General features: G+C 61.3%; 21 protein-coding genes, 1 tRNA gene and 1 pseudogene. 18 read left to right on the forward strand and 5 right to left on the reverse strand.

Features of this window, described 5'->3' with window-relative positions; genetic code table 11:
- The first annotated feature begins 99 nt into the window (after positions 1-99).
- The 3 genes from LQ220_RS09870 to LQ220_RS09880 all read left to right on the forward strand — a co-directional run bounded on the left by LQ220_RS09870 (position 100) and on the right by LQ220_RS09880 (position 4,872).
- On the forward strand, positions 100-1,146 hold the full coding sequence (locus LQ220_RS09870) for a homocysteine S-methyltransferase family protein (protein ID WP_230188115.1): 1,047 nt from the start codon (positions 100-102) through the stop codon (positions 1,144-1,146).
- Between the two features lie 111 nt (positions 1,147-1,257).
- On the forward strand, positions 1,258-3,876 hold the full coding sequence (gene metH, locus LQ220_RS09875; protein ID WP_230188116.1) for a methionine synthase: 2,619 nt from the start codon (positions 1,258-1,260) through the stop codon (positions 3,874-3,876).
- A gap of 57 nt (positions 3,877-3,933) precedes the next feature.
- Positions 3,934-4,872: a NosD domain-containing protein gene (locus tag LQ220_RS09880; RefSeq protein WP_230188117.1), complete on the forward strand. Its 939-nt coding sequence runs from the start codon at positions 3,934-3,936 to the stop codon at positions 4,870-4,872.
- A 2-nt stretch (positions 4,873-4,874) separates the two neighbouring features.
- Here the strand turns inward: LQ220_RS09880 and LQ220_RS09885 are convergent, their stop codons facing one another.
- Positions 4,875-6,404: an alkaline phosphatase family protein gene (locus LQ220_RS09885; RefSeq protein WP_230188224.1), complete on the reverse strand. Its 1,530-nt coding sequence runs from the start codon at positions 6,402-6,404 to the stop codon at positions 4,875-4,877.
- Positions 6,405-6,666: 262 nt separating this feature from the next.
- Between LQ220_RS09885 and LQ220_RS09890 the strand changes: the two genes are divergently transcribed.
- The 8 genes from LQ220_RS09890 (at position 6,667) to proC (ending at position 16,192) form a co-directional block, all read left to right on the forward strand.
- Positions 6,667-8,709 carry a thioredoxin family protein gene (locus tag LQ220_RS09890; protein WP_230188118.1) on the forward strand — a complete coding sequence of 681 codons (2,043 nt, stop codon included), beginning with the start codon at positions 6,667-6,669 and terminating at the stop codon, positions 8,707-8,709.
- Complete coding sequence (locus LQ220_RS09895; protein ID WP_230188119.1) at positions 8,709-9,464, forward strand: TlyA family RNA methyltransferase; 756 nt, start codon at positions 8,709-8,711, stop codon at positions 9,462-9,464. Before LQ220_RS09890 ends, LQ220_RS09895 begins: the two co-directional genes overlap by 1 nt.
- A gap of 59 nt (positions 9,465-9,523) precedes the next feature.
- Positions 9,524-10,591, forward strand: a complete 1,068-nt coding sequence (locus LQ220_RS09900) for an efflux RND transporter periplasmic adaptor subunit (protein WP_230188120.1) — start codon at positions 9,524-9,526, stop codon at positions 10,589-10,591.
- A gap of 12 nt (positions 10,592-10,603) precedes the next feature.
- Complete coding sequence (locus LQ220_RS09905) at positions 10,604-13,723, forward strand: efflux RND transporter permease subunit (RefSeq protein ID WP_230188121.1); 3,120 nt, start codon at positions 10,604-10,606, stop codon at positions 13,721-13,723.
- 48 nt (positions 13,724-13,771) lie between these two features.
- On the forward strand, positions 13,772-14,320 hold the full coding sequence (locus LQ220_RS09910) for a TspO/MBR family protein (protein WP_230188122.1): 549 nt from the start codon (positions 13,772-13,774) through the stop codon (positions 14,318-14,320).
- Positions 14,321-14,368: 48 nt separating this feature from the next.
- A complete protein-coding gene (locus LQ220_RS09915; protein ID WP_230188123.1) occupies positions 14,369-14,668 on the forward strand; it encodes an accessory factor UbiK family protein in 300 nt (99 codons plus the stop codon).
- A 138-nt stretch (positions 14,669-14,806) separates the two neighbouring features.
- Positions 14,807-15,313: a YbjN domain-containing protein gene (locus tag LQ220_RS09920; RefSeq protein WP_230188124.1), complete on the forward strand. Its 507-nt coding sequence runs from the start codon at positions 14,807-14,809 to the stop codon at positions 15,311-15,313.
- Between the two features lie 66 nt (positions 15,314-15,379).
- Positions 15,380-16,192 (forward strand): pyrroline-5-carboxylate reductase, encoded by an 813-nt coding sequence (proC, locus tag LQ220_RS09925; protein ID WP_230188125.1) that lies wholly within the window; start codon positions 15,380-15,382, stop codon positions 16,190-16,192.
- Here the strand turns inward: proC and LQ220_RS09930 are convergent.
- From LQ220_RS09930 to LQ220_RS09940, 3 genes are all read right to left on the reverse strand, one after another.
- Positions 16,185-17,102 (reverse strand): DMT family transporter, encoded by a 918-nt coding sequence (locus LQ220_RS09930; RefSeq protein ID WP_230188126.1) that lies wholly within the window; start codon positions 17,100-17,102, stop codon positions 16,185-16,187. The genes proC and LQ220_RS09930 overlap by 8 nt on opposite strands.
- 71 nt (positions 17,103-17,173) lie before the next feature.
- A complete protein-coding gene (locus LQ220_RS09935) occupies positions 17,174-17,485 on the reverse strand; it encodes a hypothetical protein (RefSeq protein WP_230188127.1) in 312 nt (103 codons plus the stop codon).
- 80 nt (positions 17,486-17,565) lie between these two features.
- On the reverse strand, positions 17,566-18,060 hold the full coding sequence (locus LQ220_RS09940; protein WP_230188128.1) for a MarR family transcriptional regulator: 495 nt from the start codon (positions 18,058-18,060) through the stop codon (positions 17,566-17,568).
- A gap of 104 nt (positions 18,061-18,164) precedes the next feature.
- Here LQ220_RS09940 and LQ220_RS09945 point away from each other — a divergent pair, with 104 nt between their 5' ends.
- From LQ220_RS09945 to trxB, 7 genes and pseudogenes are all read left to right on the forward strand, one after another.
- Positions 18,165-19,259 (forward strand): branched-chain amino acid aminotransferase, encoded by a 1,095-nt coding sequence (locus tag LQ220_RS09945; protein WP_230188129.1) that lies wholly within the window; start codon positions 18,165-18,167, stop codon positions 19,257-19,259.
- 83 nt (positions 19,260-19,342) lie between these two features.
- Positions 19,343-19,417, forward strand: a tRNA-Gln gene (locus tag LQ220_RS09950).
- Between the two features lie 90 nt (positions 19,418-19,507).
- Complete coding sequence (locus tag LQ220_RS09955; protein WP_230188130.1) at positions 19,508-20,917, forward strand: circularly permuted type 2 ATP-grasp protein; 1,410 nt, start codon at positions 19,508-19,510, stop codon at positions 20,915-20,917.
- 49 nt (positions 20,918-20,966) lie between these two features.
- Positions 20,967-21,852: pseudogene (locus LQ220_RS09960) on the forward strand (alpha-E domain-containing protein).
- Between the two features lie 40 nt (positions 21,853-21,892).
- Positions 21,893-22,789, forward strand: coding sequence for a transglutaminase family protein (locus tag LQ220_RS09965; protein ID WP_230188131.1), 897 nt, complete (start codon positions 21,893-21,895; stop codon positions 22,787-22,789).
- Positions 22,786-23,523, forward strand: coding sequence for a peptidase (locus LQ220_RS09970; RefSeq protein WP_230188132.1), 738 nt, complete (start codon positions 22,786-22,788; stop codon positions 23,521-23,523). The genes LQ220_RS09965 and LQ220_RS09970 overlap by 4 nt, the downstream gene beginning before the upstream one ends.
- An 83-nt stretch (positions 23,524-23,606) precedes the next feature.
- Positions 23,607-24,575, forward strand: a complete 969-nt coding sequence (gene trxB / locus LQ220_RS09975; protein WP_230188133.1) for a thioredoxin-disulfide reductase — start codon at positions 23,607-23,609, stop codon at positions 24,573-24,575.
- A gap of 9 nt (positions 24,576-24,584) precedes the next feature.
- On the opposite strand, the gene LQ220_RS09980 is transcribed toward trxB, so the two are convergent.
- Entirely contained in the window at positions 24,585-24,878 is a 294-nt protein-coding gene (locus LQ220_RS09980; protein WP_230188134.1) for a phosphopantetheine-binding protein, read from the reverse strand.
- Positions 24,879-24,891 lie beyond the last annotated feature (13 nt).

A 24,891-nucleotide genomic window follows, 5' to 3' on the forward strand; every position in this document is an offset into this window, starting at 1 on the left:
GGCGGGAACCCATCTCCCAACCTTGCATCTGTCGACAGCGCCGGAGATGGATTCCCGCCTTCGTGGGAACGACAATGTTACTGGATCGAGCACATTATCATGACCATCCGCGAAACATTCCTCGCCACCGCTCAGGAACGCATCCTGATGACGGACGGCGCATTCGGCACCGAAATCCAGAACTGGAAGCTGACCGAAGCGGACTATGCCGGCACGCTCGCTCTTGCGAAGGATCAGAAGGGCAATAACGACATCCTCGCGCTGACCAAGCCGGAAGTGCCCGAGAAGATCACGCAGGATTATCTCGACGCCGGGTCGGACATGGTCTCGACGAATACGTTCAGCGCGAACCGTATCAGCCAGGCCGATTACGCCGCTGAGCATCTGGTCGCGGAAATCAACATCGCCTCTGCGCAGATCGCCCGCCGCCTCGCCGATGCCGCCGCAGCAAAGGACGGCAAGCCCCGCTTCGTAGCTGGCGCCATCGGCCCCACGAACAAGACGCTTTCGCTCTCCCCTGACGTCAACGATCCGGGCTTCCGCGAAATCGACTTCGATGAACTGACCGCCGTCTATCGCGAACAGTGCGACGCGCTGATCGTCGGCGGCGTCGATCTCATCCTGATCGAAACTGTGTTCGACACGCTCAATGCCAAGGCCGGGATCATGGCCGCGATGCAGGCGGCCGAAGCTGCGGGCAAGGATGTGCCGATCATGCTGTCGATGACTCTCACCGACCTTTCGGGCCGCAATCTGTCGGGCCACACGGTCGAGGCCTTCTGGTACGCCGTGCGCCACGCAAAGCCCGTCACTATCGGGCTTAACTGTTCCTTCGGTGCCGAACAGCTTCGCCCGCATGTCAAGACGCTGTCGGCCATCTGCGACACGCTCATCATGGTTTATCCCAATGCGGGCCTGCCCAATGAACTGGGCGCCTATGACGAACTGCCCGAAGAAACCGCCGCGCTGGTGCGTCAATGGGCAGTCGACGGGCAGGTGAACATCCTGGGCGGCTGTTGCGGCTCCACGCCCGCGCACATCGCCGCCATCGCGAAAGCCGTCGGCAACCTCCCACCCCGGACAATCCCCACGCCGCCAATCCGCACGGCGCTGGCCGGGTTGGAACCCATGTACATAGCCGCCTAACATATTCCCCTCCCACTTGTGGGAGGGGCTAGGGGAGGGCATGTGCGCTCCCAAAGAACTGACATTCCCTCCCCCGACCCCTCCCACAAGTGGGAGGGGAGTGAGAAACACATGAACCAGCCCACTACTGCCCAGTTCGTCAACATCGGTGAACGCACCAACGTCACCGGCTCTGCCAAGTTCAAGAAACTGATCATGGCGGGCGACTATACGGCGGCTATCGAGATCGCCCGGCAGCAGGTGGAAAGCGGCGCGCAGATCGTCGACGTCAACATGGACGAAGGTCTGCTCGACGCAGAGTTCGCGATGACGACCTTCCTCAAGCTGATCGCCGCCGAACCGGATATCGCGCGCGTGCCGCTGATGGTCGACAGCTCGAAATGGAGCGTCATCGAGGCAGGCCTCAAATGCGTGTCCGGCAAGCCCATCGTCAACTCGATCAGCATGAAGGAAGGCGTGGATGCGTTCCTCCATCATGCACGCCTCTGCATGGCCTATGGCGCAGCCGTCGTGGTCATGGCGTTCGACGAAGTCGGCCAGGCCGATACGCGAGAGCGCAAGGTCGAAATCTGCAGCCGTGCCTATGAATTGCTCATGGAAATAGGCTTCCCGCCCGAGGACATCATCTTCGATCCCAATATCTTCGCGGTCGCCACCGGCATTGAGGAGCATAATAATTACGGCGTCGATTTCATCGAAGCCTGTAAGGAGATCAAGGCCCGCTGCCCGCACGTGCATATTTCCGGCGGCCTGTCGAACCTCTCCTTCAGCTTTCGTGGCAACGAGCCGGTGCGCCGGGCGATGCACTCGATCTTCCTCTACCACGCCATCCCCGCGGGCATGGACATGGGCATCGTCAACGCCGGGCAGCTCGATGTGTACGACACTATCGACCCGGAACTGCGCGAAGCCTGCGAAGACGTCATCCTCAACCGCCCGCAACGCAATCCCGATGTCACGCCGACCGAGCGCCTCGTCGAACTGGCGGAAAAGTTTCGCGGCACCGATGCCGTCGCGGAAAAAGCCGCCGAGGAATGGCGTGGTTGGGCCGTCGAAAAGCGGCTCGAACATGCGCTGGTCAAGGGCATCGACATGTATGTTGTCGAAGATACAGAGGAATGCCGCCTCAAAACGGTAAAGCCCATCGAAGTCATCGAAGGCCCGCTGATGGACGGCATGAACGTTGTCGGCGATCTGTTCGGATCGGGCAAGATGTTCCTGCCGCAGGTCGTGAAATCCGCGCGCGTCATGAAAAAGGCCGTCGCCCATCTGCTCCCTTATATCGAGGCCGCGAAGGAACCCGGCGCGAAGGGTAAGGGCAAGATCATCATGGCGACCGTAAAGGGCGACGTGCATGATATCGGCAAGAACATCGTCGGCGTGGTGCTGCAGTGCAATGGCTTCGATGTCGTCGATCTTGGCGTCATGGTGCCGTGGACGACGATCCTGCAGGCCGCGAATGAGAACAACGCGGACATGATCGGCCTGTCCGGTCTCATCACCCCATCGCTCGACGAAATGGTCACCGTCGCCGAGGAAATGAAGCGCCTGGGCATGACCATGCCGTTGCTGATCGGCGGCGCGACCACGTCGAAAGTCCACACGGCATTGCGTATCGCGCCAGCCTATGAAGGCCCGGTCGTTCACGTCCTCGATGCCAGCCGCGCCGTCGGCGTTGCTACAGCGCTCGTCAGCGAAACGCAGCGCGACGATTTCGTCGCGAAGGTCGCCGACGAATATGAACATGTCCGCATTGCCCGCGCGGGCAAAGGGCAAAGCGCGCTTATCAGCATTCAGGACGCACGCGATAACGCCTTCGAAATCGATGAACGGCTGAAACCACCTGCTCCGCTGAAACCCGGCATCCATGCGTTCCCCGACTGGGATCTGGCCGACCTGCGCGAGTATATCGACTGGACGCCGTTCTTCCGCGCGTGGGAGCTTGCGGGCAACTATCCCGCGATCCTGACCGACCCCGTCGTCGGCGAAAGCGCGAGCAGCCTGTTCGCCGATGCGCAGAAGATGCTCGACACCATCATCGCGGAAAAATGGCTGGTGGCAAAGGGTGTCGCCGCGCTCTGGCCCTGCCGCCGCGAAGGCGATGACGTCATCATCCATGTCGAGGACGAAAAGCATATCCGCATGCCGTTCCTGCGTCAGCAGATCGCCAAGCGGGAAGGGCGCGCCAACATGTGCCTTGCCGACTTCATCAGCCATGACGGCGACTGGATCGGCGGTTTCGCAGTGACGACAGGCCATGGCATCAACCCGCATCTGGCGCGGTTCAAGGCGGGCTATGACGATTATTCGGACATCCTACTGAAAGCACTGGCCGACCGCCTCGCCGAAGCCTTTGCCGAGCGTCTCCACAAACATGTCCGCACCGACCTGTGGGGCTATGCGGCAGGCGAGCAGCTCGACAACGAAGCACTGGTGCGCGAACAATATCGCGGCATCCGCCCGGCACCCGGCTACCCGGCCTGTCCTGATCACAGCCACAAACCGATCCTCTTCAAGATGCTGGACGCGGTCCACAACACCGGCATCACCCTGACCGACAGCTTCGCCATGTTGCCGACCGCCGCCGTCAGCGGGTTCTACTTCGGGCACCCCCAATCGGAATATTTCGGCGTCGCTCGTGTGGGCCGCGATCAGCTTGAGGAATATGCCGAGCGGCGTGGTGTCGACATTGCCACGGCGGAACGCTGGCTGCGCCCCAATCTCGACTGATAGAATGATGGTTAAGCCGTTGGCGGCGTCATAGCCTCCTGCGCTATGGCGGCGGTCATGAAAATGCCCGCAATCGCCTTGACCGTCTTGGTCGCCCTCGGATCGACTGCCCTTGCGCAGCAACGCAGTGGCCCGTTCACGATTGCGGAAAGCGGCGCCGGATATGGCAGTCTGGCCGATGCGGTCAACGCTATCGGCGCAGGCACTGGGACCATCGTCATCGCCCCCGGCACCTACCGCGATTGCGCCGTCCAACTGGGCGGCACGATCACCTATCGCGCCGCGACCCCCGGCACCGCCGTCTTTGATGGCGGCATCTGCGAGGAAAAGGCCGCTCTCGTCTTGCGTGGCCGCGCCGCCCGCGTCGAAGGCATCGTGTTCCAGAACATGCGCGTCCCCGATGGCAACGGCTCCGGCATCCGCCTCGAACAGGGCGACCTCGACGTCACCAACGCCATGTTCCGCAACAGTGAGGAAGGCATCCTCACCCATGACGATCCCGCCCACGCCATCCGCATCGACCAATCTACGTTCCAGCGCCTGGGCCGCTGCGACCGCGATTTAAGCTGCGCCCACAGCATCTATGTCGGCCATTACGGCAGCCTGACCGTAACCCGCTCCCGTTTCGAAGCGGGCAATGGCGGCCACTATGTCAAAAGCCGCGCCAACAGGGTGAAGATCGACGACAACAGCTTCGACGACAGTAAGGGCCGCCTCACCAACTACATGATCGACCTGTCCAACGGATCGGCAGGCGCGATCACCGGCAATGAAATGGTGCAGGGCAAGGACAAGGACAACTGGTCCGCCTTCATCACTGTCGCCCCGGAAGGCCGCGAGCGCGACTCCTCCGCCCTGTCAGTCAGCGGCAACAGCGCATCCTTCGCACTAGGCATCCAGCGCCAGAGCACCTTCGTCGCCAACTGGACCGATGATGCGGTACGCATCGGCCAGAACAAGCTGGCGGCCGGCGTGAAAATCACCGACCGCCGCTGACCTTACTTCGCCGCGCAGCTATCCGCCGCGCTGGCATCGATATCCAGGCACCGCCCATCGATCTCGCCCTTCGGCACAGCCAGCCCGATCTGCGCTGCCAATGTCGGCAGGATATCGACCGTCTCCACGCCCAGTGGCTGTTCGAACGGCACGATGCCCTTGCGCCAGAACAGGATCGGCACGCGGCGGTCATAATCCCACGGGCTGCCATGCGTCGCGACATAGCCCTTGGTCGGATCGGGGATCGGCGTAACGCGCGGCTTCAGCATCACAAGGAAATCGCCCGAGCGCGGCGCATAGAAACTCGCCCGCGCTTCCTGAATCAGCGACCAGCGTTCGGGCGGACCCGAAGGCGAAGGGGTGGCTGCGATCTGATCCTTGGTGAACACTACCTCGACCTGCGGATTGGCGCGGATCATCGCGAGCGCTTCGGTCTGCACCTTTGCGCGCTGTGCGGGCGTCAGCGTCTTCGACACATAGAAATCGCCCGCCGCGCCGTCGCCATACAGCACTTGCCCGGTCAGCCCCAGCTTGGCACCGATCGCATCGCTTAATGCTTTAGGACCTAACGCCGCATCCACGCGCTGCGCATCGGGAATGCCATGCTCCCGATTACGCTCCGGCAGGTCATGCCCGCCATGATCGGCGGTGAGCACCACTTCGTAATCCACGCCGCTCTTGTCCAGCCGTTCAAAAAACGCGCCCAACTCACGGTCCACGGTCGCAAGCTGCAGGCACATTTCGGCGCCTTCGGTCCCGTAAGTATGCCCCACATAGTCGGTCGCCGACAGCCCGATGGAGATGATATCGGTCTGCGCCTGCTTGCCCAGCTCCATATTCTCGATCAGCGCAGCGGCAAGCACCAGCGTCGCTGCATCCTGCTCGGGCGATGCACGAAACGCCTTGGTATCGCCAGCAATGCGCGCGAAATGTCCCGTGCCGACCGATTTGCCGCCGCCAATGCTAACCGCCACGTCCTTGGGCTTGCAGAAATCGGGCAGCTCCATCGCCGGACGGTCCTGCGCGACCAGTTTTGCGATGCCCGCATTCACCTGCGCCACCAGCGGCGTTTCGGCTACGCCTTTGTAGCTCACATAACTCTTGCCGCCCCACCACCAGATCTGGTCCGTGGTCGGCCCACCCATCATGATCGCCGCGCGATCCTTGCCCGCCACCGACACCACCCGCGTCGCCGGATTGGCCTTCTTCATCCGTCCGCCCAGCGTGGGCACCAGCAAATGCTTGGGCGAAGCGACATAATCGCCGCTGCTGCTACCCGGCTGCGTCTCGTCTTCCGCGCAATAGACAGCCTTGTCGTCGCGCGCGATCGACAGGTCGAAATAGGTATTGGCGATGATGCCCGTGCGCGAAGGGCGGCTGCCGGTCAGGATCGTGCTATGGCCGGGGCAGGTCTCGGTCGCGGCATGGCTTTGATAGCCGCGCGGGAACACGACGCCTTGCTCCATCCGCTTGAGACCGCCCGTGAAATGCTGGCGATATTCTTCGAACAGGTCGCCCGAAAACTGGTCCATCGAAATCGCAACGATCAGCTTTGGCGCAGAGGCGACCTCTTGCGCAGGTGCGGGCGCAGCGGCCAGAGCAAACGTCAGGGCAGCAGTGGAAGCGAGAGTGAAACGGCGCAAAATGGAAACTCCTCGATCGATCGTGCCGAACCTAAACAGGGACAATGCCAAAGTCCCTTCTTTTATGCCCGTAACATCAGTAAAGCGCACTCAGTAGCGCCGGATGACAGGAGGATCGGCACCTGTCGCCACACCGCGTATGAAGGCTCCCATGCGAATCATTTATGTCCTGTTGATGACGCTGGCGACCTTATTCGTCACCATCCCCGCCACGGCGCAGATCGGCGCGTTCGGCGGAAGCGAACCTAACATCGCCGCCAGGCTGGAGGCGGAGAGCGCAACGCCCGCGCCGGGCAAAACGCTGACCATCGCCTTCGTCATGACGCCAAAACCGGGCTGGCACGGCTATTGGGAAAATCCCGGCGACGCAGGCATCGGGATGACCGTCAAATGGACGCTCCCGTCCGGTGTCACCGCCGGTCCCTTGCGCCATCCCGTTCCCGAAACGCTGATCATCTCCGGCCTGATGAATTATGTTTATGAGGGGCGTTATGCCATCCTCGTAACGTTGAATATTCCCGCGACCATGAAGCCGGGCGATCTGCTCCCGATCCGCGCGCGCGGCGACTGGCTCGCTTGCACGCGCGAAATCTGCGTACCCGGCGGCGGCGATCTGTCGCTCGACCTGGTGGTCGGCGACGGCAACATTGCCCCGGCCAGTCGCGCGGCGTTCGATGGCTATCGCGCCCGCCTGCCGCGCGCCTTGGGCAGCGAAGCGCGCTACGCGATCCAGAACGGCCAGTTCCGCCTCGCCATTCCCTATCCTGCAGCGTCCCCGATTGCCGACGCCTATTTCTTCCCGTCGAAGGATGGCGCGCTTGCCTATGCCAGCCCGCAAAAGGTCAGCCGTAATGGCGATACCCTCATCATCGAAGCCAAGGCCGCCGGAACATCCGCTCCCGCCACCGTCGAAGGGATATTGCGCACCGGCGATCATGTCGGCTTCGCGATCCGGGGCAGACCCGGCGCAGTGCCATCTGCCGGATCGCAAGCCTCGGGCAGCGGCGCCACCGCGATCCTCCTTGCGCTCGGCGGCGCTTTGCTTGGTGGCATCCTGCTCAATATCATGCCCTGCGTCTTCCCGATCCTCAGCCTGAAGGCATTGGGCTTAGCCAAGGCAGGTGGCGACCCCCGCGCGGCGCGGCGCGAAGCGGTGGCCTACGCACTTGGCGTCGTCGTGACGTGCCTTGCCTTGGGCGGCGCTTTGCTGGCGTTAAGGGCAGGGGGCGCATCGGTCGGCTGGGCGTTCCAGTTGCAGGACCCGCGCATCATCCTCGTCCTGCTGCTGCTGGTTACCGCTATTGCCTTCAACCTCGCCGGATTGTTCGAACTGCGCGCCATCGACGCGGGCGGCGCACTTGCCAGTAAGGGTGGCGTGCAAGGCAGCTTCTGGACCGGCGCGCTGGTCGCGTTCGTGGCCACGCCCTGCACTGGCCCGTTCATGGGTGCAGCCTTGGGCGCTGCACTGATCCTGCCGCTCGGTGCGGCGCTGGCGATCTTTGCGGGGTTGGGCTTGGGGTTGGCGCTGCCGTTCCTTGCCATCGCCTTCATCCCCGCAATCCGCGCGCGGATGCCCAAGCCCGGCCCGTGGATGCAGCGTTTTCAGCGCATCCTTTCCATCCCCATGTTCCTCACCGCGCTCGCGCTGGCATGGCTTCTGGGGCAGCAGGTCGGCACCGGCGGCATGACTATCGGGATAGCGGCCGCAATGGCCACCGCGCTGTTGCTCTGGTGGCTTGGCGGACGGCAACGTGCTGGATCGGGTGGCGTCTGGATTGCGTCCGTTGCCCTCGCCGTGGTGCTGGCAGGTGCCATCGCTACGCTTCCCCGCACCGGCGAAGCACGCGAAGCCAAGACGGAAGGCAATGCCGTCGCCTTCGATGAAGCTCGTCTTGCGCAATTGCGGGCGCAGGGCAAACCCGTGTTCCTCTACTTCACCGCCGACTGGTGCCTGACTTGCAAGGTCAACGAAAACGCCGCCATCGACCGCACCGAAGTCTCCGAAGCGTTCACCAAAGCCGGGGTTGTCACGATGGTCGGCGACTGGACCAACAGCGATCCCGTCATCGGTCGCTTCCTCGAAGGGCAGGGGCGCTCGGGCGTCCCCCTCTATCTCTTCTACCCCGCAGGCAAGGAGGCGCAGACCTTGCCCCAAGTGCTGACCCCCAACACTCTCACGGCTCTCGTCAACTAATGGCCAAGCAGCGCGCCGATCAGATGCTCGTCGACCGCGGGCTGGTAGAAAGCCGATCCCGCGCGCAGGCGTTGATCCTCGCAGGCATCGTCTTCACCGGCGACCGGAAAGTGGAGAAGGCCGGACAGCAGCTGCCCGAAGACGCCCCCCTCGACGTGCGCGGACGCGACCATCCCTGGGTCTCGCGCGGTGGCATAAAACTCGCTCATGCGCTCACCCATTTCGCGTGGGAGGTGACGAGCGTGGTCGCGATGGACGTGGGCAGCTCGACCGGCGGATTTACCGATGTCCTTCTCACCAACGGCGCCACCCGCGTGTATGCGGTGGACAGCGGCACCAATCAGCTCGCCTGGAAAATCCGCAACGATCCTCGCGTCGTCGTCCACGAACAGACCAGCGCCCGGATCCTCACCCCTGCGCATATCCCCGAACCCATCGACCTGTTCGTCTGCGACGCCAGCTTCATCGCGCTGGCAAAGGTACTCGAACGCCCGCTGACTTTCGCATCCCCCGAAGCGCGTCTTGTCGCCCTTATCAAGCCGCAGTTCGAGGCAGGGCGGGAGGAAGTGGGCAAGGGCGGCGTCATCCGCGATCCCGCCATTCACCAGCGCGTTTGCGATGCTGCCGCCGCATGGATAGAGGGCGCTGGATGGCACCTCGTCGGCATCGTCCCCAGTCCGATCACGGGGCCGGAAGGGAATGTGGAATTTCTCATGGCGGCTTCCCGCACGTCACCCGTTGTTACGGTAACGTGAGGCACCATAACCGAATGCCGTAGTTGTCTCGCAATAAGAAGGACGTATAGCCTCAACCCATGCGACATTTATCGGTTTCCTACGCGGCGGTGCTCCTGCTTGCGGCCTGTGGTGGTACAGCGGAAAAGCCCAAGCGCCCGCCTTCGCTCGTCGAAGTGCAACCGGTCGCCGCTCAACCCTTCGCTGACACCATCGAAGCCGTCGGCTCGGCCATCGCCAATGAACAGGTCGTGCTGTCTTCCCCCGTTACCGAGCGGATCGTCACCCTGAACTATAGCGACGGCGGCTATATCCGGCGCGGCGAAGTCATCGCGCGCCTGGCCCAGTCGCAGGAAGTTGCCGAACTCGCAGGCGCACAGGCCCGCGCCCGCGAAGCCACGCAACAGCTCGACCGCATCAAGCAATTGCGCCAGCGTGGTTTTGCTACCGGCTCCAGCCTCGATTTGCAGACCGCCACCGCCAATGCTGCCGCCGCCACCGCCGAGCAAGTGCGCGCCGCAATCAGCGATCGCATCATCCGCGCGCCCTTTTCGGGTTATCTGGGTCTGCGCACTGTATCCCCCGGCGCGATCGTCGCGGCAGGCACGCCCATCGCCACGGTCAGCGACATCTCCCGCATAAAGCTCGACTTCAACGTCCCCGAAACGCAACTGACCGCGCTGTCGAAGGGCCAATCGCTCATCATCACCGCGTCGGCTTATCCCGGTCGCACCTTTACCGGCACCGTGGCGACCATCGACCCGGTCGTCGATCCTGCCACCCGCGCCGTAGCGGTCCGTGCCATCCTGCCCAATGGCGACAAAGCCCTCAAGCCCGGCATGCTGCTCACGGTCAAGGTGCTGTCCCGCCAGCGTCAGGCGCTTTCCGTTCCCGAACTCGCCATCGTCGGCGAAGGGCTGGAGCAATATGTCTATGTCGCTGACGACGGCAAAGCCAAACGCATCAAGGTCGCCACTGGCACACGGCAGGACGGTCGCGTGGAGATATTGAGCGGTCTTGCGCCGGGTCAAAAAGTCGTCACCGAAGGCGTCGTCAAACTTGCGGACGGTTCGCCCATCCGGCTGGCGGGGGAAAAGGGTAAATCCTCCGGTGCAGCGGGCGCCGGTGGCGTCGGCAAAGCACGCTAAGGGGCCGGCGGAGTGCAGCTTTCCGACATTTCGGTGCGTCGTCCGGTCTTCGCGGCGGTTGTCGCGGTCCTCCTCTGCATCGTTGGCGTGGTGGGCTATTTCAGCCTGTCTGTCCGCGAATATCCCGACACAGACCCGCCCGTCGTATCGGTGCAGACGGCCTATACGGGCGCGGCGGCCTCCGTCATCGAAACCCGCATCACGCAGGTTATCGAGGACGCCATCGCCGGGGTGCAGGGCATCCAGACGATCACCTCGGACTCTCGCGACGGCCAGTCGAACATCAACATCGAATTCGATCCGACCCGCGACATCGACTCCGCCGCCAATGACGTGCGCGATCGCGTGGGGTCAGTCACCGAAGATCTTCCGGAAGACATCATCGCCCCTGAAATCCGCAAGGTCGATGCCGACGCGCGCCCCGTCCTGATCTTCCTGTTCAGTCGCCCCGGCTGGTCGCAGGTACAGATCAGCGACTATGTGGATCGCAACATCGTCGACCGTTTTTCGGCGATCAATGGCGTCGCTCGCATCACGATTTTCGGTGAGGCCCGTCCTTCCACGCGCATATGGCTCAACCCGGAGCGTCTGACCGCGTTCGGCCTGACCCCCGCAGATGTCGAAACGGCCCTGCGCACCCAGAATGTCGAACTGCCTGCCGGTCGCATCGAATCGAAAGATCAGAACCTCACACTGCGTGTTGATCGTCCCTTTGGCACGCCCGCGCAGTTTGCGGGGCTGATCGTGGGGCGCGGTGCCAACGGATATCAGCTGACGTTGGGCGATGTCGCCCGCATCGAAATGAGCGCGGAAAATCCCTACAGTTCCTTCCATGCCAATGGCGCCACCGGGCTGGGCGTAGGCCTCGTCCGCCAATCGGGTGCCAACACGCTGGAGGTCGCGGAACGCGCCAAGGCCGTGGCAGAGGAAATGCGCGCCACCTTGCCCCCCGGCATGACCTTCACAGTTGGTCTGGATGAATCGCAGTTCATCAGCCGCGCCATCGAAAATGTGTATCACACGCTGGCGGAAGCGGCGGCGCTCGTCATTCTGGTCATCTTCCTGTTTCTGGGCTCGATCCGCGCGACCATCATTCCCGCGGTTACCGTCCCCATCTGCCTGCTCGCTACCTGCGCGACGATGTGGCTGCTCGGTCTGTCAATCAACCTGCTGACGCTGCTGGCCTTCGTTCTCGCCATCGGATTGGTCGTCGATGACGCCATCGTGGTGCTCGAAAACGTCTATCATCGTATCGAACAGGGCGAAGACCCACTCGTCGCGGCCTTCGTCGGCACGCGGCAGGTCGGCTTTGCGATCATCTCTACGACATTGGTCGTCTGCGCGGTGTTCGTGCCCGTCATGTTCCTTGCCGGACAGACCGGGCTGTTGTTCCGCGAACTGGCGATCACCATGATCGCGGCCATCGCCTTCTCCGGCTTCATTTCCTTGAGCCTCGCACCGATGATGTGCTCCAAACTTTTGAAGCACAGTAAGCGCGGGAGGCTCGCGACATGGGTCGATGCCCGGTTCCAGTGGATCGAGACGCGCTACAGTCGGCTGGTCGATACCGTCATCCGTAAGCCGCTGGTGGCGACCATATTGGTTATCGGCTTTCTCTGCGCTAGCGGCGGACTGTTCCTCACCCTCAGCACCGAACTCGCGCCCGCCGAAGACACGGGCGTTGTCGAAACCAACGTGTCAGCGGCTGAAGGCACCGGCTTTGACAAGATGGTCGGCTATATGGGGACGCTGGAGAAGCAGTTGCTCCCGCTGCGCGACGAAGGCACCGTCGCGACCGTGCTCGTCCGCGCGCCCGGCGGCTTTGGCCAGAGCGACGATTTCAACGGCGGCGTAGCCAATATCTATCTGCGTCCGTGGGAACAACGGAGCGTTACCACAGCAGAACTCGCCAATCGGGTCACCAAAATCCTTGCCGAACAACCCGGTATCCGCGGCAATGCGCAGCCCCGCTCGGGTCTCAGCCGTGGGCGCGGACAGCCGGTCAATCTGGTGCTGGCGGGATCGACTTACGAAGGGCTGGTCGCTGCGCGCAACCGGATCGTGGCGGCGGCGGCATCCTATCCCGGCATCGTCAACATCGACAGCGATTACAAGGAAACGAAGCCGCAGATGCGGATCGTGGTAGATACCCGCCGCGCAGGCGATTTGGGCGTCTCGGTCAACGACGTCAGCCAGGCGCTGCAAACCATGCTGGGCTCCCGCCGTGTCTCCACTTATGTGGATCGGGGAGAAGAATATCGTGTTATCGTTCAGGCGGACCGCGATGGTCGCTCTAACACGGCTGACCTTTCCCGTGTCAATGTACGGGCGCGCGATGGTACTTTGGTGCCGCTGTCCTCCTTGGTAACGACCAATCACGTCGCCGGCGCGCGTCAACTCAACCGCTACAACAAACTGCGCGCCATCACCCTCACGGGCGGCATCGCGCCCGGCTATTCACTCGGCGATGCGCTCAGCTTCCTTGAGACGCAGGCGATGCAATCGCCCGAAGTTGTCGCCATCGGCTATCGCGGCGAAAGCCAGTCGCTCCGCGAAACAGGCAGTTCGATCTGGCTCGTCTTCGCGCTCACCATCGTCCTCGTCTTCCTGCTGCTGGCCGCGCAGTTCGAAAGTTTCATCCATCCCACCGTCATCATCGCAACTGTCCCGCTGGCGGTGGCAGGGGGCATCATTGGGCTGGCGCTGACTGGCGGATCGATCAATCTCTATAGTCAGATCGGCATCGTCATGCTTGTCGGTCTGGCCGCCAAGAACGGCATCCTGATCGTGGAGTTTGCCAACCAGTTGCGCGACGAAGGCCTGTCCGTGGCCGATGCTATTCGGCAGGCCGCAACCCGCCGCTTGCGCCCCATCCTCATGACGTCCATCGCGACCGTCATGGGAGCGGTGCCGTTGGTGCTGGCCAGCGGGGCAGGGGCAGGCGCGCGTGGCAGCATCGGCGTGGTCATCGTCTTTGGCGTATCCTTCGCCACCGCAATCACGCTGTTTCTCATACCTCTGCTCTATTCACGGGTTGCAGGGCGCACCGTTTCACCGCAAACCGTGTCGAGACGGCTGGATTCGGCTCTCAAGGATTCGCCTGTGCCGGATTCGCCGCATCCTGCCGAATGACATATCGGCCACCTGTTCTGGCGGTCTTTGACAGGGGAATGCCTGCGGATGAATGAAATCGCGTCGAAGGGTCAGTTGCGGCTCTCCTACCTGCGATGGGCGCTGTTCGTGGTGCCTGCCATCGTCTTCCTTGGCTTCCTGATGAGCCGCATATCCAATGCGGGTTTCGGTAACCTCTGGTTCGATACGCTGGTAAAGCCCTCGATCATGCCACCGGGCCTCGCTTTTCCTATCGTGTGGTCGATATTGTACGTCCTCATGGGTTTGGCACTGTGCGTTGTGCTGGACGCGCGCGGGGCGAAAGGACGGGGGGTGGCCGTCCTGCTGTTCCTCGCCCAACTCGCTTGCAACCTTGCATGGTCGCCATTGTTCTTCGCGTCGCACAAAGTCACGGCGGCGCTGTATCTCATCATCCTCATGCTCATTCTGGCGACGGCGACGACCCTGGCATTCGGACGGATCAGGCGCATTGCGGCGTGGCTGATGGTGCCTTATCTGTGCTGGCTGGGCATAGCCTGCGGCCTCAATTACGAAATCCGCCGCCTCAACCCCGACGCAGAGACACTTGTCGCGCCGACGCTGCGTACCCAAATATAGCGTATTGGTGGCGTAAGCCACGCGCCTATCAACCGATACAGGTGACCTATGCAAAGTGAAAACCGGTTTTTCGACGATCTTTCAAAGCTGATCAACGGCGCTGCCGGTACTATCGCTGGGGTGGGTCGTGAATTCGAAGCCAATGCGCGTGAAAAGGCAAAGGAATGGGTCGGCGGCATCGACGTCGTTTCCCGCGAAGAATTTGACGCGGTAAAGGCGCTGGCATCTACTGCGCGTGAAGAAGTCGAATTGTTGAAGGCGCGCCTAGACGCACTGGAAGGAAAAACGGCTCCGGTCGTGAAAGCAAAGGTCGCAACGAAGAAGACGCCGCCCACAGGCGACATCTGATCGCTCCGACGATCACTTATCCACAGGTCGTCCACAACATCCTGCACAGTATCGCGACTGATACCGGGCTTCCCTGTCCATTGGCATCGATGGATGCTAGGGCTGCGTTTCCGCGCGTAGCGAACTGACATAAGTGACATGATGGATAGCAACGAATACGAACAGGGTGAACATGAGGCTGCGCCGATCGATATGCTCGCGGCCTATTTCGAGGCGCATGGCTGGTCGTTCGAACATGCCGGCGAAGATGAGATTGCGGCCACTACGCAGGGAAGCTGGGCGCAGTACGAACTGCGCGCGATCTGGCGTGAGGAAGATCAGGTTCTTCAAATGCTCGCGCTCCCCGATATCAAGGTCGCCGATGACAAGCGTTCCGCGATCTACGAGACAATTGGGCTCATCAACGAGCAACTCTGGCTCGGCCATTTCGAAATGTGGTCGTCCAGCGGGATCGTCCTTTTCCGTCACGGCGCATTGCTGGGGCAGGGCGAAGGCATGACGCTCGATCAGGCGCAGATTCTGGTGGAAACCGCGCTGGACGAATGCGAACGCTTCTATCCGGTGTTTCAGTTCGTGCTGTGGGGCGGCAAAAGCCCAACCGAAGCAATCAGCGCGAGCCTCATCGAAACCCGCGGCGAGGCCTAAAAAATCGAGCGGCATAATCCAACAGGCCAGCCCCTTCCTATGGGCGATGTTAGAGAAGTTACGCAGATGACAATTTCCTGGCCCGCACATCTCTTCATGGTCGGCTGCGGCAATATGGCAGGCGCCATGCTCACCCGCTGGCTCGCCTCCGGCCTCGATCCCGCCTGCGTCACCGTCCTGCGCCCCAGCGGCAAGGCCGTCGCCGATGGCGTGCACGTCATAACGGCGATCCCCGCTACTCTGCCGAAGGGTGCGACAGTCTTGCTAGGCATGAAGCCGCAACAGATCGCCGCTGTTGCTATCGACCTTGCGCCCTTGCTCCACGCCGACACTGTCCTGATCTCGATCCTTGCTGGCACAACGCTAGACAGCTTGCGCACCCACTTCCCGCGACCCGAAGCGGCCATCCGCGTAATGCCCAACACGCCTGTATCGGTCGGGCTGGGCGTCTGCGCCCTCTACTCCGACCCCAAGACGCCAGACACTGCACGCCACGCTGTGGACGGGCTGATGCAGCCTCTAGGGCTGGTGGAATGGATCGACGACGAAACGCAGTTCAATCTGGTCACCGCGCTCTCCGGCTGCGGCCCCGCTTATCTTTTCCGATTCACCGATGCGCTGGCTGCGGCGGGACAGGCGCTTGGCTTGCAGGAAGGTCAGGCAGCACGCCTCGCGCTCGCAACAGTGCAAGGCGCGGCGACACTGGCGGCGCAATCGCCCGATAGTCCCGGCATGCTGGCGGACCGCGTCGCCAGCCCCGGCGGCATGACCCGCAAGGGCATGGACGTCCTCGACCAGGATACCGCTCTGCTATCGCTACTGACTGAAACCCTGCGCGCTGCTCGGGATCGCGGCATCGAAATGGCCGCGCTCAAATAGGCTTAGCGCCACCCTTGGACTTGAACCGTATCTCACTGACGATCACGCCAGCCACGATCAGCACTGCGCCCAGTAACGCCGCAGCAGGCAACCGCTCACCCGCCAGCCGCCCGACGATGCCAGCCCACACCGGCTCACCGGCGTAGATCAGAGTGGCCCGCGTCGCCGAGACCGTCCGCTGCGCCCAATTCATCACCAGTTGAATGACAGCGCTCATTATCCCCAAACCGCAGGCGCACACGATCAACAACCACGAGAAGCCGGGAACAGGCTCCCCCATCGGCACCATCGCGCAGAAGGCCAATATCGAAGTGACTGCCAACTGCACAACCGTAACTCGCAGAACGTTGACCTTACCTGCCCACAGGCTGATCAGCACGATCTCCAATGCGATTGCCAGAGTGCTGATCAGCGTCAGCGTTTCGCCCAGCCCAAAGCCCAGACCCGGCTGCGGCCCCGCCAGCAGCATCAATCCGCTAAAAGCAAGCGCCACGCCGATCCAGCTCATGATATGCGGACGCTTATGCAGGATCAGCCACTGGAACACAGGCACCAGCGGGACGTAGGCTGCGGTGATGAATGCCGACGTGCTGCTGGGAATATATTGCAACCCCCATGTCTGCAGCGTGTAGCCCAGGAATATGCCGATGCCGATGGCCGACCCCGCGACCATTTCGGTCCGCGTGAAGCCCCGCAGAACTTTCCGCGTGAGGATCAATGTCAAAAGCGCAGCGGTGCCGAAGCGAAGCCCCACGAAGAATAGCGGGTCGCTATCGTGCAATGCCGTCTGTACGATGAGGAAAGTCGCGCCCCAAAGCATGGTGACGCCAATTAGCGCAGCTTCAGCCTTGCCGAATAGTAAGACCGGCTGAACAGGCGGTGCGCTAGGAGAGGGCGAGGCGATGGACATAGGCCACGCCCCTTGAACTAGTCGTCCGCGCCGTCAAGAGTGCTGACGGCGCGGACGTGAAAACAAGGCTGTTAGTCCTTGATATCCTTGCCAGCCTTTTCAACAGAGCTGCCAATGTCATGCTTGGCATCCGCAGCGCCTGCTTCGATCTTTGCGCCTGCTTCGTCGGCGGCAGTGCCGATTTCGTGGCCCGCGTTATCTACAGCGGCACCCATTTTGTCGGCACCGGCGGCGGCCTTGTCGTCGGCATTGTTGATACCGCGCTCGATATCGTTGCCTACGGCGTCACCGGCCTGCTCGACCTGGTCCTGTGCCTTTTCGGAACATGCCGAAAGACCCATGACGGCAATGGCGCCTAGGCTGGTGATGAGAATTTTACGCATGTCCGCTCCCTAATTCCGTGCGAGTGTTTGGCAGTAATCGTCGAGAGGAAGATAAGTTTCATTCGTCTCGCACGATTGTTTCACCCGCCTGAGCGCAACCCGGCGACCATTGAAAGATCTTCAACGGGAATCAATCCCTCCAGCACGCGCCAGAATCCGGTGACGGACCCTTGCCCCGCTTGCGCATAAGCAGCAGCCATTTTCTCTCGCAACGCACGAAACAGCTCCGCTTCCAACGCTGCGCCGCTTGCTGTCAGCCGCAGTAATTTCTGCCGCCGATCGCGTTGACCGGGCCGCGTCTCGATATATTCCCGCTCGATAAGTTCCGTCAGCACACGTCCCAGCGACTGCTTGGTAATGGCCAGCAGCTTCAACAGTTCGCTCACGGTGAGGTCGGGTTGCCGCGATATGAAATAGAGGGCGCGGTGATGCGCCCGCCCGAGCCCCAGCGTTGCCAATCCCGCGTCAATGGAGTTGGTGAGGTTGCTATAGCCGAAATAGAGAAGCTCGACGCCGCGTCGAATTTCATCTTCACGAAGAAACAGCGGTGACGCTGGAGGAGATGGGACAGCCATATTGACGTATATAGACCATACGACTAGTTTCCCGCAACTCTCCGGTCGCTCCTCGTGGAACGCTAGGCGAGCGGTCGAAAAGCGAACAAAAGGCAGGCTGAATAATGACGAATGCGACGCTGGATTTCTGGATAGAGCCGAATGCCAATCCGGTTTCTCCTGATGTACGCGAAGGTCTGCTTGCCGACCCCGGGTTCGGGCGCGTCTTCACCGACCATATGGTAACCGTACGATATTCCATCGACAAAGGGTGGCATGATGCGGTTGTCGGCGCGCGTCAGCCAATCCCGATGGATCCCGCAGCGTCGGTTCTGCATTATGCGCAGGAAATCTTCGAAGGGATGAAAGCCTATAAGCTGGCCGATGGTGGAACGGCACTGTTCCGGCCTGAAGCCAATGCGCAGCGCTTTCGCGAATCCGCCGTCCGCTTGGCGATGCCGCAATTGCCTGAAGATGTGTTTCTCGAATCGGTCCGCTTGCTCGTCGACATAGACCGCGCGTGGATTCCGGCAGGTGAGGGCGGCGCGCTATATTTGCGGCCATTCATGTTTGCCAGCGAAGTATTCCTCGGCGTCCGGCCCTCGCATGAATATCTCTATATCGTTATCGCCTCATCGGTCGGCGCGTATTTCAAGGGTGGTGCCAAGGCGATCTCCATCTGGGTTTCCCAGGATTACAGCCGGGCAGCTCCGGGCGGCACAGGCGCAGCCAAATGTGGCGGCAATTATGCGGCCAGTCTTGTCGCGCAGGCGCAGGCTATCGAAAAGGGCTGCGATCAGGTCGCGTTTCTGGATGCCGCCGAACGGCGCTGGGTGGAGGAGCTGGGCGGGATGAACCTGTTCTTCGTTTTCGACGATGGCACCATGCTGACGCCGCCGCTTGGCGGCACGATCCTGCCGGGCATAACGCGCGACTCGATTCTGACGCTTGCGCGGGATCAGGGGCTGACTGTGCGCGAAGCGCCCTACAGCTTCGCCGACTGGCGTGCCGATGCCCAAAGCGGTCGCCTTGTCGAAACGTTCGCCTGTGGGACTGCAGCCGTTGTGACGTCCGTGGGAACGGTGCGCTCGGCAGAGGGCGACTTCGTGATTGGCAGCGGCAGCCCCGGCCAAATGACCGAGCGGATGCGCACGGCGTTGACGTCCATTCAGCGTGGTACTGCACCCGATCCCCATGGCTGGGTCAAGCCCGTAGCATAACTGCGCATCACAGGGACTTGCTTTACGCATTTGCGGGCCTATACGTCCGCCGACCGACAGGGCTATGACCCTGATCATCATACTGGGGCGTCGCCAAGCGGTAAGGCAGCGGCTTTTGATGCCGCCATGCGCAGGTTCGAATCCTGCCGCCCCAGCCATTTTATACTTGCATTATGGTTGGCGCGTTGCAGTAATGTTGCGACGCACAAGAATGCCATGTCGGCTATGCTGAGCGGAAGGAGATGCGGTTGCCCTTCTATGAAATGCTGGATAGCCAGAATGCCGTTCGCCAATGTTATGCGGAGGTGCAGAACTGGGTCGAGCGGACGGGCATTGCGGGCCTCAATCGCCGGCTGGAAGAAGCCGAAGCGATCTTCCGAAGGATCGGTATCACTTTTGCGGTATATGGGGAGGGCGGCGACCCGGAACGGCTGATCCCGTTCGATCTGTTGCCCCGTATCTTTACTGCGCAGGAATGGCGCATCCTCGATCGCGGCATTCGCCAGCGGACGCGCGCACTTAACGCCTTCCTGCATGACGTATATCATCGCGGTGAAATCATCCGCGCAGGCATCATTCCCGGTGAGATCATCTATGGGAATAGCGCCTACAAACCCGAAATGGTCGGCTTTTCACCGCCTGGCAAAGTCTACAGCCATATCGTCGGCATCGACATCGTTCGCACCGGGCCGGACCGGTTCGAAGTGCTCGAGGACAACTGCCGTACACCTTCGGGCGTATCGTACATGCTTGAGAACCGCGATATCATGACACGCATGTTCCCGGACTTGTTTGCCAAGGGTATCGTCGCTCCGGTGGACGATTACCCCGCCGAACTTCTCAAAAGTCTGAAAGAAGTCGCTCCGCCAGCCTGTAAGGGCGATCCAGTGGTCGTCGTGCTCACGCCGGGATCGCTCAACAGCGCTTACTATGAGCACAGCTTCCTTGCCGATCTGATGGGCGTCGAACTGGTCGAGCCCATGGACTTGTTCGTACAGGATGGCCGCGTGTGGATGAAAACGACCGGCGGACCGACTGCGGTCGATGTCATCTATCGAAGGATAGATGACGAATATCTCGATCCCCTCGCGTTCAATCCGGACAGCCTTTTGGGTATCCCCGGTATTTTCAATGTGTATCGCAACGGCGGTGTGACCTTATGCTCCGCCCCCGGTGCCGGCATCGCTGACGATAAGGCCGTGTATACCTATGTGCCGGAAATGATCCGCTTTTATCTGGGTGAAGAGCCGATACTGGCCAACATTCAGACATGGCAGTGCGCCAAGCCCGATGAATGTGCCTATGTGCTGGAACATCTGCACGAGCTGGTGGCAAAGGAAGTGCACGGTTCGGGGGGATATGGCATGTTGATCGGCCCCAAATCGACGAAGGAGGAGGTGTCGGCTTATGCGGATCGTATCCGCGCCAATCCCTCTGAGTTCATTGCTCAACCGACGCTCGATCTTTCGACGGTGCCTACGCTGGGTCCGGCAAGTGTCGTCGAACGCCATGCCGATTTCCGGCCCTATTGCCTTGTTGGCAAGCAGCTCCGGCTGGTGCCGGGCGGGCTTACCCGCGTGGCGCTTACCGAAGGGTCTTTGGTCGTTAACTCCAGCCAGGGGGGCGGGGTGAAAGACACCTGGGTCCTGCAGGATTGATGCAATGCTGAGCCGGACCGCAGAAAATCTCTACTGGATGGCGCGCTACATGGAGCGTGCCGAGTCCACCGCACGATTGCTCACCATGGGGCAGCGCATGGCGATCCTCCCGGGTGCGCATCATCGCGACGAATGGCGCTCGGTCGTTCGTGCTACCGGATGCGAGGAAAATTTCCCGCCCGACGCGCATGTCCGCGAAACCGATGTCGTCGCCTATCTGATGCTCGACCCGGAAAACCCCTCGTCGATCCGCTCCTGCCTCGCGCGCGCGCGCCAACGGCAAGTCGGCACGCACCATGCTGACACAGGACATGTGGGAAGCGCTGAATGAAGGGTGGCGCAAACTCGACAGTTACGACGTGGCGGAGGCGCGCCAGCAATTGCCCGGTCTCATCGATTGGGTGAAAACCCGCGCCATGACCTTCCGTGGCGCGGCTGACAGCGGACAACTGCGGAACGAAGGCCATGATTTCCTTCGCACTGGTGCCGCGCTGGAACGGGCGCAGATGACGCTGCGCTTGCTGGACGTCAAATATTACGTTCTGTTGCCCGAAACAGAGGTAATCGGCGGCAACCGCGATCACTATCAATGGACATCGGTGCTCCATGCGCTGTCGGGCAGCCGCGCCTACCACCACGTTTATGGCGGCGCGTATACGCCGTGGCAGATCACCGACTTCATCATGCTGAACCGGTTGTTCCCGCGCAGTGTAGCCTATTGCTACGATCAGTTGGCGTATCGGCTGAACAGGCTATCGGGATGGCACGATACGCGGGGCAAAGCGCATGATACGGTCCAGCAAATGGTCGTCGGATTCGAAAACATCGATAGCGGCGAAATCTTCCGTCGTGGCTTGCACGAGACCGTTCAAACGGGAATAGCGTCGACCGACCGCCTTGCGATGGAAATAGCGGAAGATTACCACTTCGGATGAGTTGGATTAGCCGAGTGCAAGGGGTCGGGGCTAAAGCGTCATGAAATTGCTCGTCCGCCATCAGACCATCTATAATTACGAAGCGGGGTCGAGCCGCGTCGCGATGATGCTGAAGCTCAAGCCACGCGATCATCATGGGCAGAAGGTTCTCGAATGGGGCGTTTTTGTCAACGATCAGCCTATTACGGATTTCGCGCCCAATGGTTACGGTGAGTTGGAAGCTCTGTGGATACGGCACGACCGAACGGATAGCGCGACTATCCTTGCCACAGGTCTGGTCGAAACGTCTGACACCCACGGTATCATCGGCGGACTGCAGGAACGGTTCGATCCGCGCATCTATCTGCGCGATACGCCACTTACGCTCGCTTCGACGGACATGCGCAACATGGCAGCCTCTATTGCGGATCAGGATCCTTTGGGACGGCTGCACGCCTTGTCGGCGGCCGTGATCGATCGCGTGACTTATCGGACTGGCGTCACCAAAACCACGACCAGCGCTGCGGAGTCGTTCGCTTTGGGGGCAGGCGTCTGTCAGGATCATGCGCAGATATTCATCGGCGCCGCGCGAAGCATCGGCGTCCCGGCGCGCTACGTCACCGGCTATCTTCTCGCGCAGGGAGAAGACGCCTTGCATGAAACGCATGCCTGGACCGAAGCGCTTGTGCCGGGCCTCGGCTGGGTCGGCTTCGATCCCTCCAACCAGATATGCGTGACGGAAAATTACATCCGTGTGGCATCCGGACTTGATGCTGACGATGCGGCTCCCGTACGTGGTTCTGTAACGGCGGCAGGGTCGATCTGGATTGACGCAGACGTTCGCATAGCGCAGGCCAGCGAAGACGAACGCGAACAACAATTGCAGAAGCAGCAACAGCAGCAGTGGCAATATGATGGAGCGTCGGTGAGGATGAACGGGGGAGCCGGGGGGCGATGACCTATTGTGTTGCGGTACGGGTGAATGACGGACTGGTCATGCTGTCCGACACGCGGACCAATGCGGGCATGGACAACATCGCCCGCTTTCGTAAGACTTTTACCTATGAAGTGCCCGGCGAACGGGCTTTGGCGATCATGTGTTCGGGCAACCTGTCGATTACGCAGGAAGTCAAAAGCTGCCTGTCCCGCGCGATTAAGGAGTCGGCGGAAGATCCCGCCATTGAAACTATCCTGAATTGCGCGACGATGCACCGCGCGGCCCAGTTGGTGGGTGACGCCATGCGATCCATGCAAAAGCGTTATCGTGACACGATCGAGATGCAGGGCGCGGCGGCGGATGCGTCGATTCTGGTGGCAGGGCAACGTCGTGGCGGCAAACCGCGCCTGTATCTGGTGTATAGCGCGGGCAATTTTATCGAAGCCACGGCGGAAACGCCCTTCTTCCAGATCGGCGACCACAAATATGGAAAGCCGATTCTCGACAGGATTATCGAACCGGACACGCCATTGGAGGAAGCCACCAAGGCGGTGTGCGTGTCGATGGACTCGACCTTGCGGTCCAATCTTTCCGTCGGGATGCCGCTGGACCTCACGATCATTCAGCGCGATCAATATGCCTTCCGTACACGTTTCAGGATCGAGCCGGAGGACGAGCAGTTCGCGGCCATATCGCGCGCATGGTCGGCGGCACTGCGCCGAGGCTTTGAGGATTTGCCTTCCGTCCTCGATTGATTACGTACGGCGCGGGTCGGCTTGCAACTGACTGCCAAATGCCTATTTCCTTGTTCACATAATTCACTGATCGAAGGCTTTTTATGACCGCGACACATTCCACTCGTATGCTGATTCTCGGCTCTGGCCCGGCCGGCTTGTCGGCGGCGATCTATGGTGCGCGCGCTGGGATGGCACCGATCGTCGTGCAGGGAATGCAGCCGGGCGGTCAGTTGACGATTACGACCGACGTCGAAAACTATCCGGGCTTTCGCGATGTGGTCCAGGGGCCATGGCTCATGGAAGAAATGCAGGCGCAGGCCGAGCATGTCGGCGCGCAGATGATGTATGACCAGATCGTCAGCGTCGACCTGAGCCAGCGCCCCTTCCGTCTGATCGGCGACGGCGGCACCGTCTATTCGGGTGACACACTTGTCATCGCGACGGGCGCGCAGGCAAAGTGGCTCGGCGTCGAAGGCGAACAGCAACTCAGCGGCAAAGGCGTGTCGGCATGTGCCACTTGCGATGGCTTCTTCTATCGCGGTAAGAAAGTAGTGGTCATCGGCGGCGGCAATACGGCAGTCGAGGAAGCGCTGTACCTTACCAACCACAGCCATGATGTCACGCTCATCCACCGCCGCGATTCGTTCCGGGCGGAAAAGATTCTTCAGGATCGACTGTTTGCCAATCCGCGCATTTCCGTGGTCTGGAACAAGGCTGTCGAGCGCTTTGTCGGCGGCGGCGATCCCGAAGGTCTGGTTGGCGTTGACCTTATCGATACGGTGACAGGCGAGAAGTCGCATATCCCCACCGACGGCGCTTTCGTTGCCATCGGGCACCAGCCTGCAACGGCGTTGTTCGAGGGACTGTTGCCGATGGACGATGGGTATCTCGTCGTCGACAAAGGCACCAGCCACACCAATATCCCCGGTGTATTCGCCGCTGGCGACGTAACCGATAAAATCTATCGGCAGGCCGTTACGGCTGCGGGCATGGGCTGCATGGCGGCTTTGGACGCAGAGAAATTCCTGGGGGAAGCGGACTTCGAATCGGTAGCGAAAGCTGCCGAATAACCCGATGAATTAGCGGCCGGTTTTCATCCGGGCGAACCCAAGCAGACTGCCGAACGTTTCGAAGGTCTCGCCATCCACATCGTCATCCTCGATGATGATGTGGAGGCGGTCTTCCATTTCCGTCAGTAACCCAGCCACCGCCATGGAATCGAGTTCGGGCAAAGCGCCGAACAAGGGCGTGTCCGCATCGAATCCTTCCACGCGATCCTGGCTCAGCGACAGTACGTCGCGAAGGATCGCGCGCAGGAGCATGTCGACGCTGTCGTGTGACGGCTGGGGCGAGTTGAGCGGATCAGCTTTCATGATGGCAGCCGCC

The organism is Sphingobium sp. CECT 9361 (assembly GCF_918741285.1).
In the GTDB taxonomy this organism is placed as follows: Bacteria; Pseudomonadota; Alphaproteobacteria; order Sphingomonadales; family Sphingomonadaceae; genus Sphingobium.

What these genes read in the sequence shown, in the direction of transcription:
- LQ220_RS09870 (WP_230188115.1), top strand. Translation starts at nt 100, where the DNA reads ATGACCATCCGCGAAACATTCCTCGCCACCGCTCAGGAACGCATCCTG.
- metH (WP_230188116.1), top strand. Translation starts at nt 1,258, where the DNA reads ATGAACCAGCCCACTACTGCCCAGTTCGTCAACATCGGTGAACGCACC.
- LQ220_RS09880 (WP_230188117.1), top strand. Translation starts at nt 3,934, where the DNA reads ATGAAAATGCCCGCAATCGCCTTGACCGTCTTGGTCGCCCTCGGATCG.
- LQ220_RS09885 (WP_230188224.1), bottom strand. Translation starts at nt 6,404, where the DNA reads ATGGACCAGTTTTCGGGCGACCTGTTCGAAGAATATCGCCAGCATTTC.
- LQ220_RS09890 (WP_230188118.1), top strand. Translation starts at nt 6,667, where the DNA reads ATGCGAATCATTTATGTCCTGTTGATGACGCTGGCGACCTTATTCGTC.
- LQ220_RS09895 (WP_230188119.1), top strand. Translation starts at nt 8,709, where the DNA reads ATGGCCAAGCAGCGCGCCGATCAGATGCTCGTCGACCGCGGGCTGGTA.
- LQ220_RS09900 (WP_230188120.1), top strand. Translation starts at nt 9,524, where the DNA reads ATGCGACATTTATCGGTTTCCTACGCGGCGGTGCTCCTGCTTGCGGCC.
- LQ220_RS09910 (WP_230188122.1), top strand. Translation starts at nt 13,772, where the DNA reads ATGAATGAAATCGCGTCGAAGGGTCAGTTGCGGCTCTCCTACCTGCGA.
- LQ220_RS09915 (WP_230188123.1), top strand. Translation starts at nt 14,369, where the DNA reads ATGCAAAGTGAAAACCGGTTTTTCGACGATCTTTCAAAGCTGATCAAC.
- LQ220_RS09920 (WP_230188124.1), top strand. Translation starts at nt 14,807, where the DNA reads ATGATGGATAGCAACGAATACGAACAGGGTGAACATGAGGCTGCGCCG.
- proC (WP_230188125.1), top strand. Translation starts at nt 15,380, where the DNA reads ATGACAATTTCCTGGCCCGCACATCTCTTCATGGTCGGCTGCGGCAAT.
- LQ220_RS09930 (WP_230188126.1), bottom strand. Translation starts at nt 17,102, where the DNA reads ATGTCCATCGCCTCGCCCTCTCCTAGCGCACCGCCTGTTCAGCCGGTC.
- LQ220_RS09935 (WP_230188127.1), bottom strand. Translation starts at nt 17,485, where the DNA reads ATGCGTAAAATTCTCATCACCAGCCTAGGCGCCATTGCCGTCATGGGT.
- LQ220_RS09940 (WP_230188128.1), bottom strand. Translation starts at nt 18,060, where the DNA reads ATGGCTGTCCCATCTCCTCCAGCGTCACCGCTGTTTCTTCGTGAAGAT.
- LQ220_RS09945 (WP_230188129.1), top strand. Translation starts at nt 18,165, where the DNA reads ATGACGAATGCGACGCTGGATTTCTGGATAGAGCCGAATGCCAATCCG.
- LQ220_RS09965 (WP_230188131.1), top strand. Translation starts at nt 21,893, where the DNA reads ATGAAATTGCTCGTCCGCCATCAGACCATCTATAATTACGAAGCGGGG.
- LQ220_RS09970 (WP_230188132.1), top strand. Translation starts at nt 22,786, where the DNA reads ATGACCTATTGTGTTGCGGTACGGGTGAATGACGGACTGGTCATGCTG.
- trxB (WP_230188133.1), top strand. Translation starts at nt 23,607, where the DNA reads ATGACCGCGACACATTCCACTCGTATGCTGATTCTCGGCTCTGGCCCG.
- LQ220_RS09980 (WP_230188134.1), bottom strand. Translation starts at nt 24,878, where the DNA reads ATGAAAGCTGATCCGCTCAACTCGCCCCAGCCGTCACACGACAGCGTC.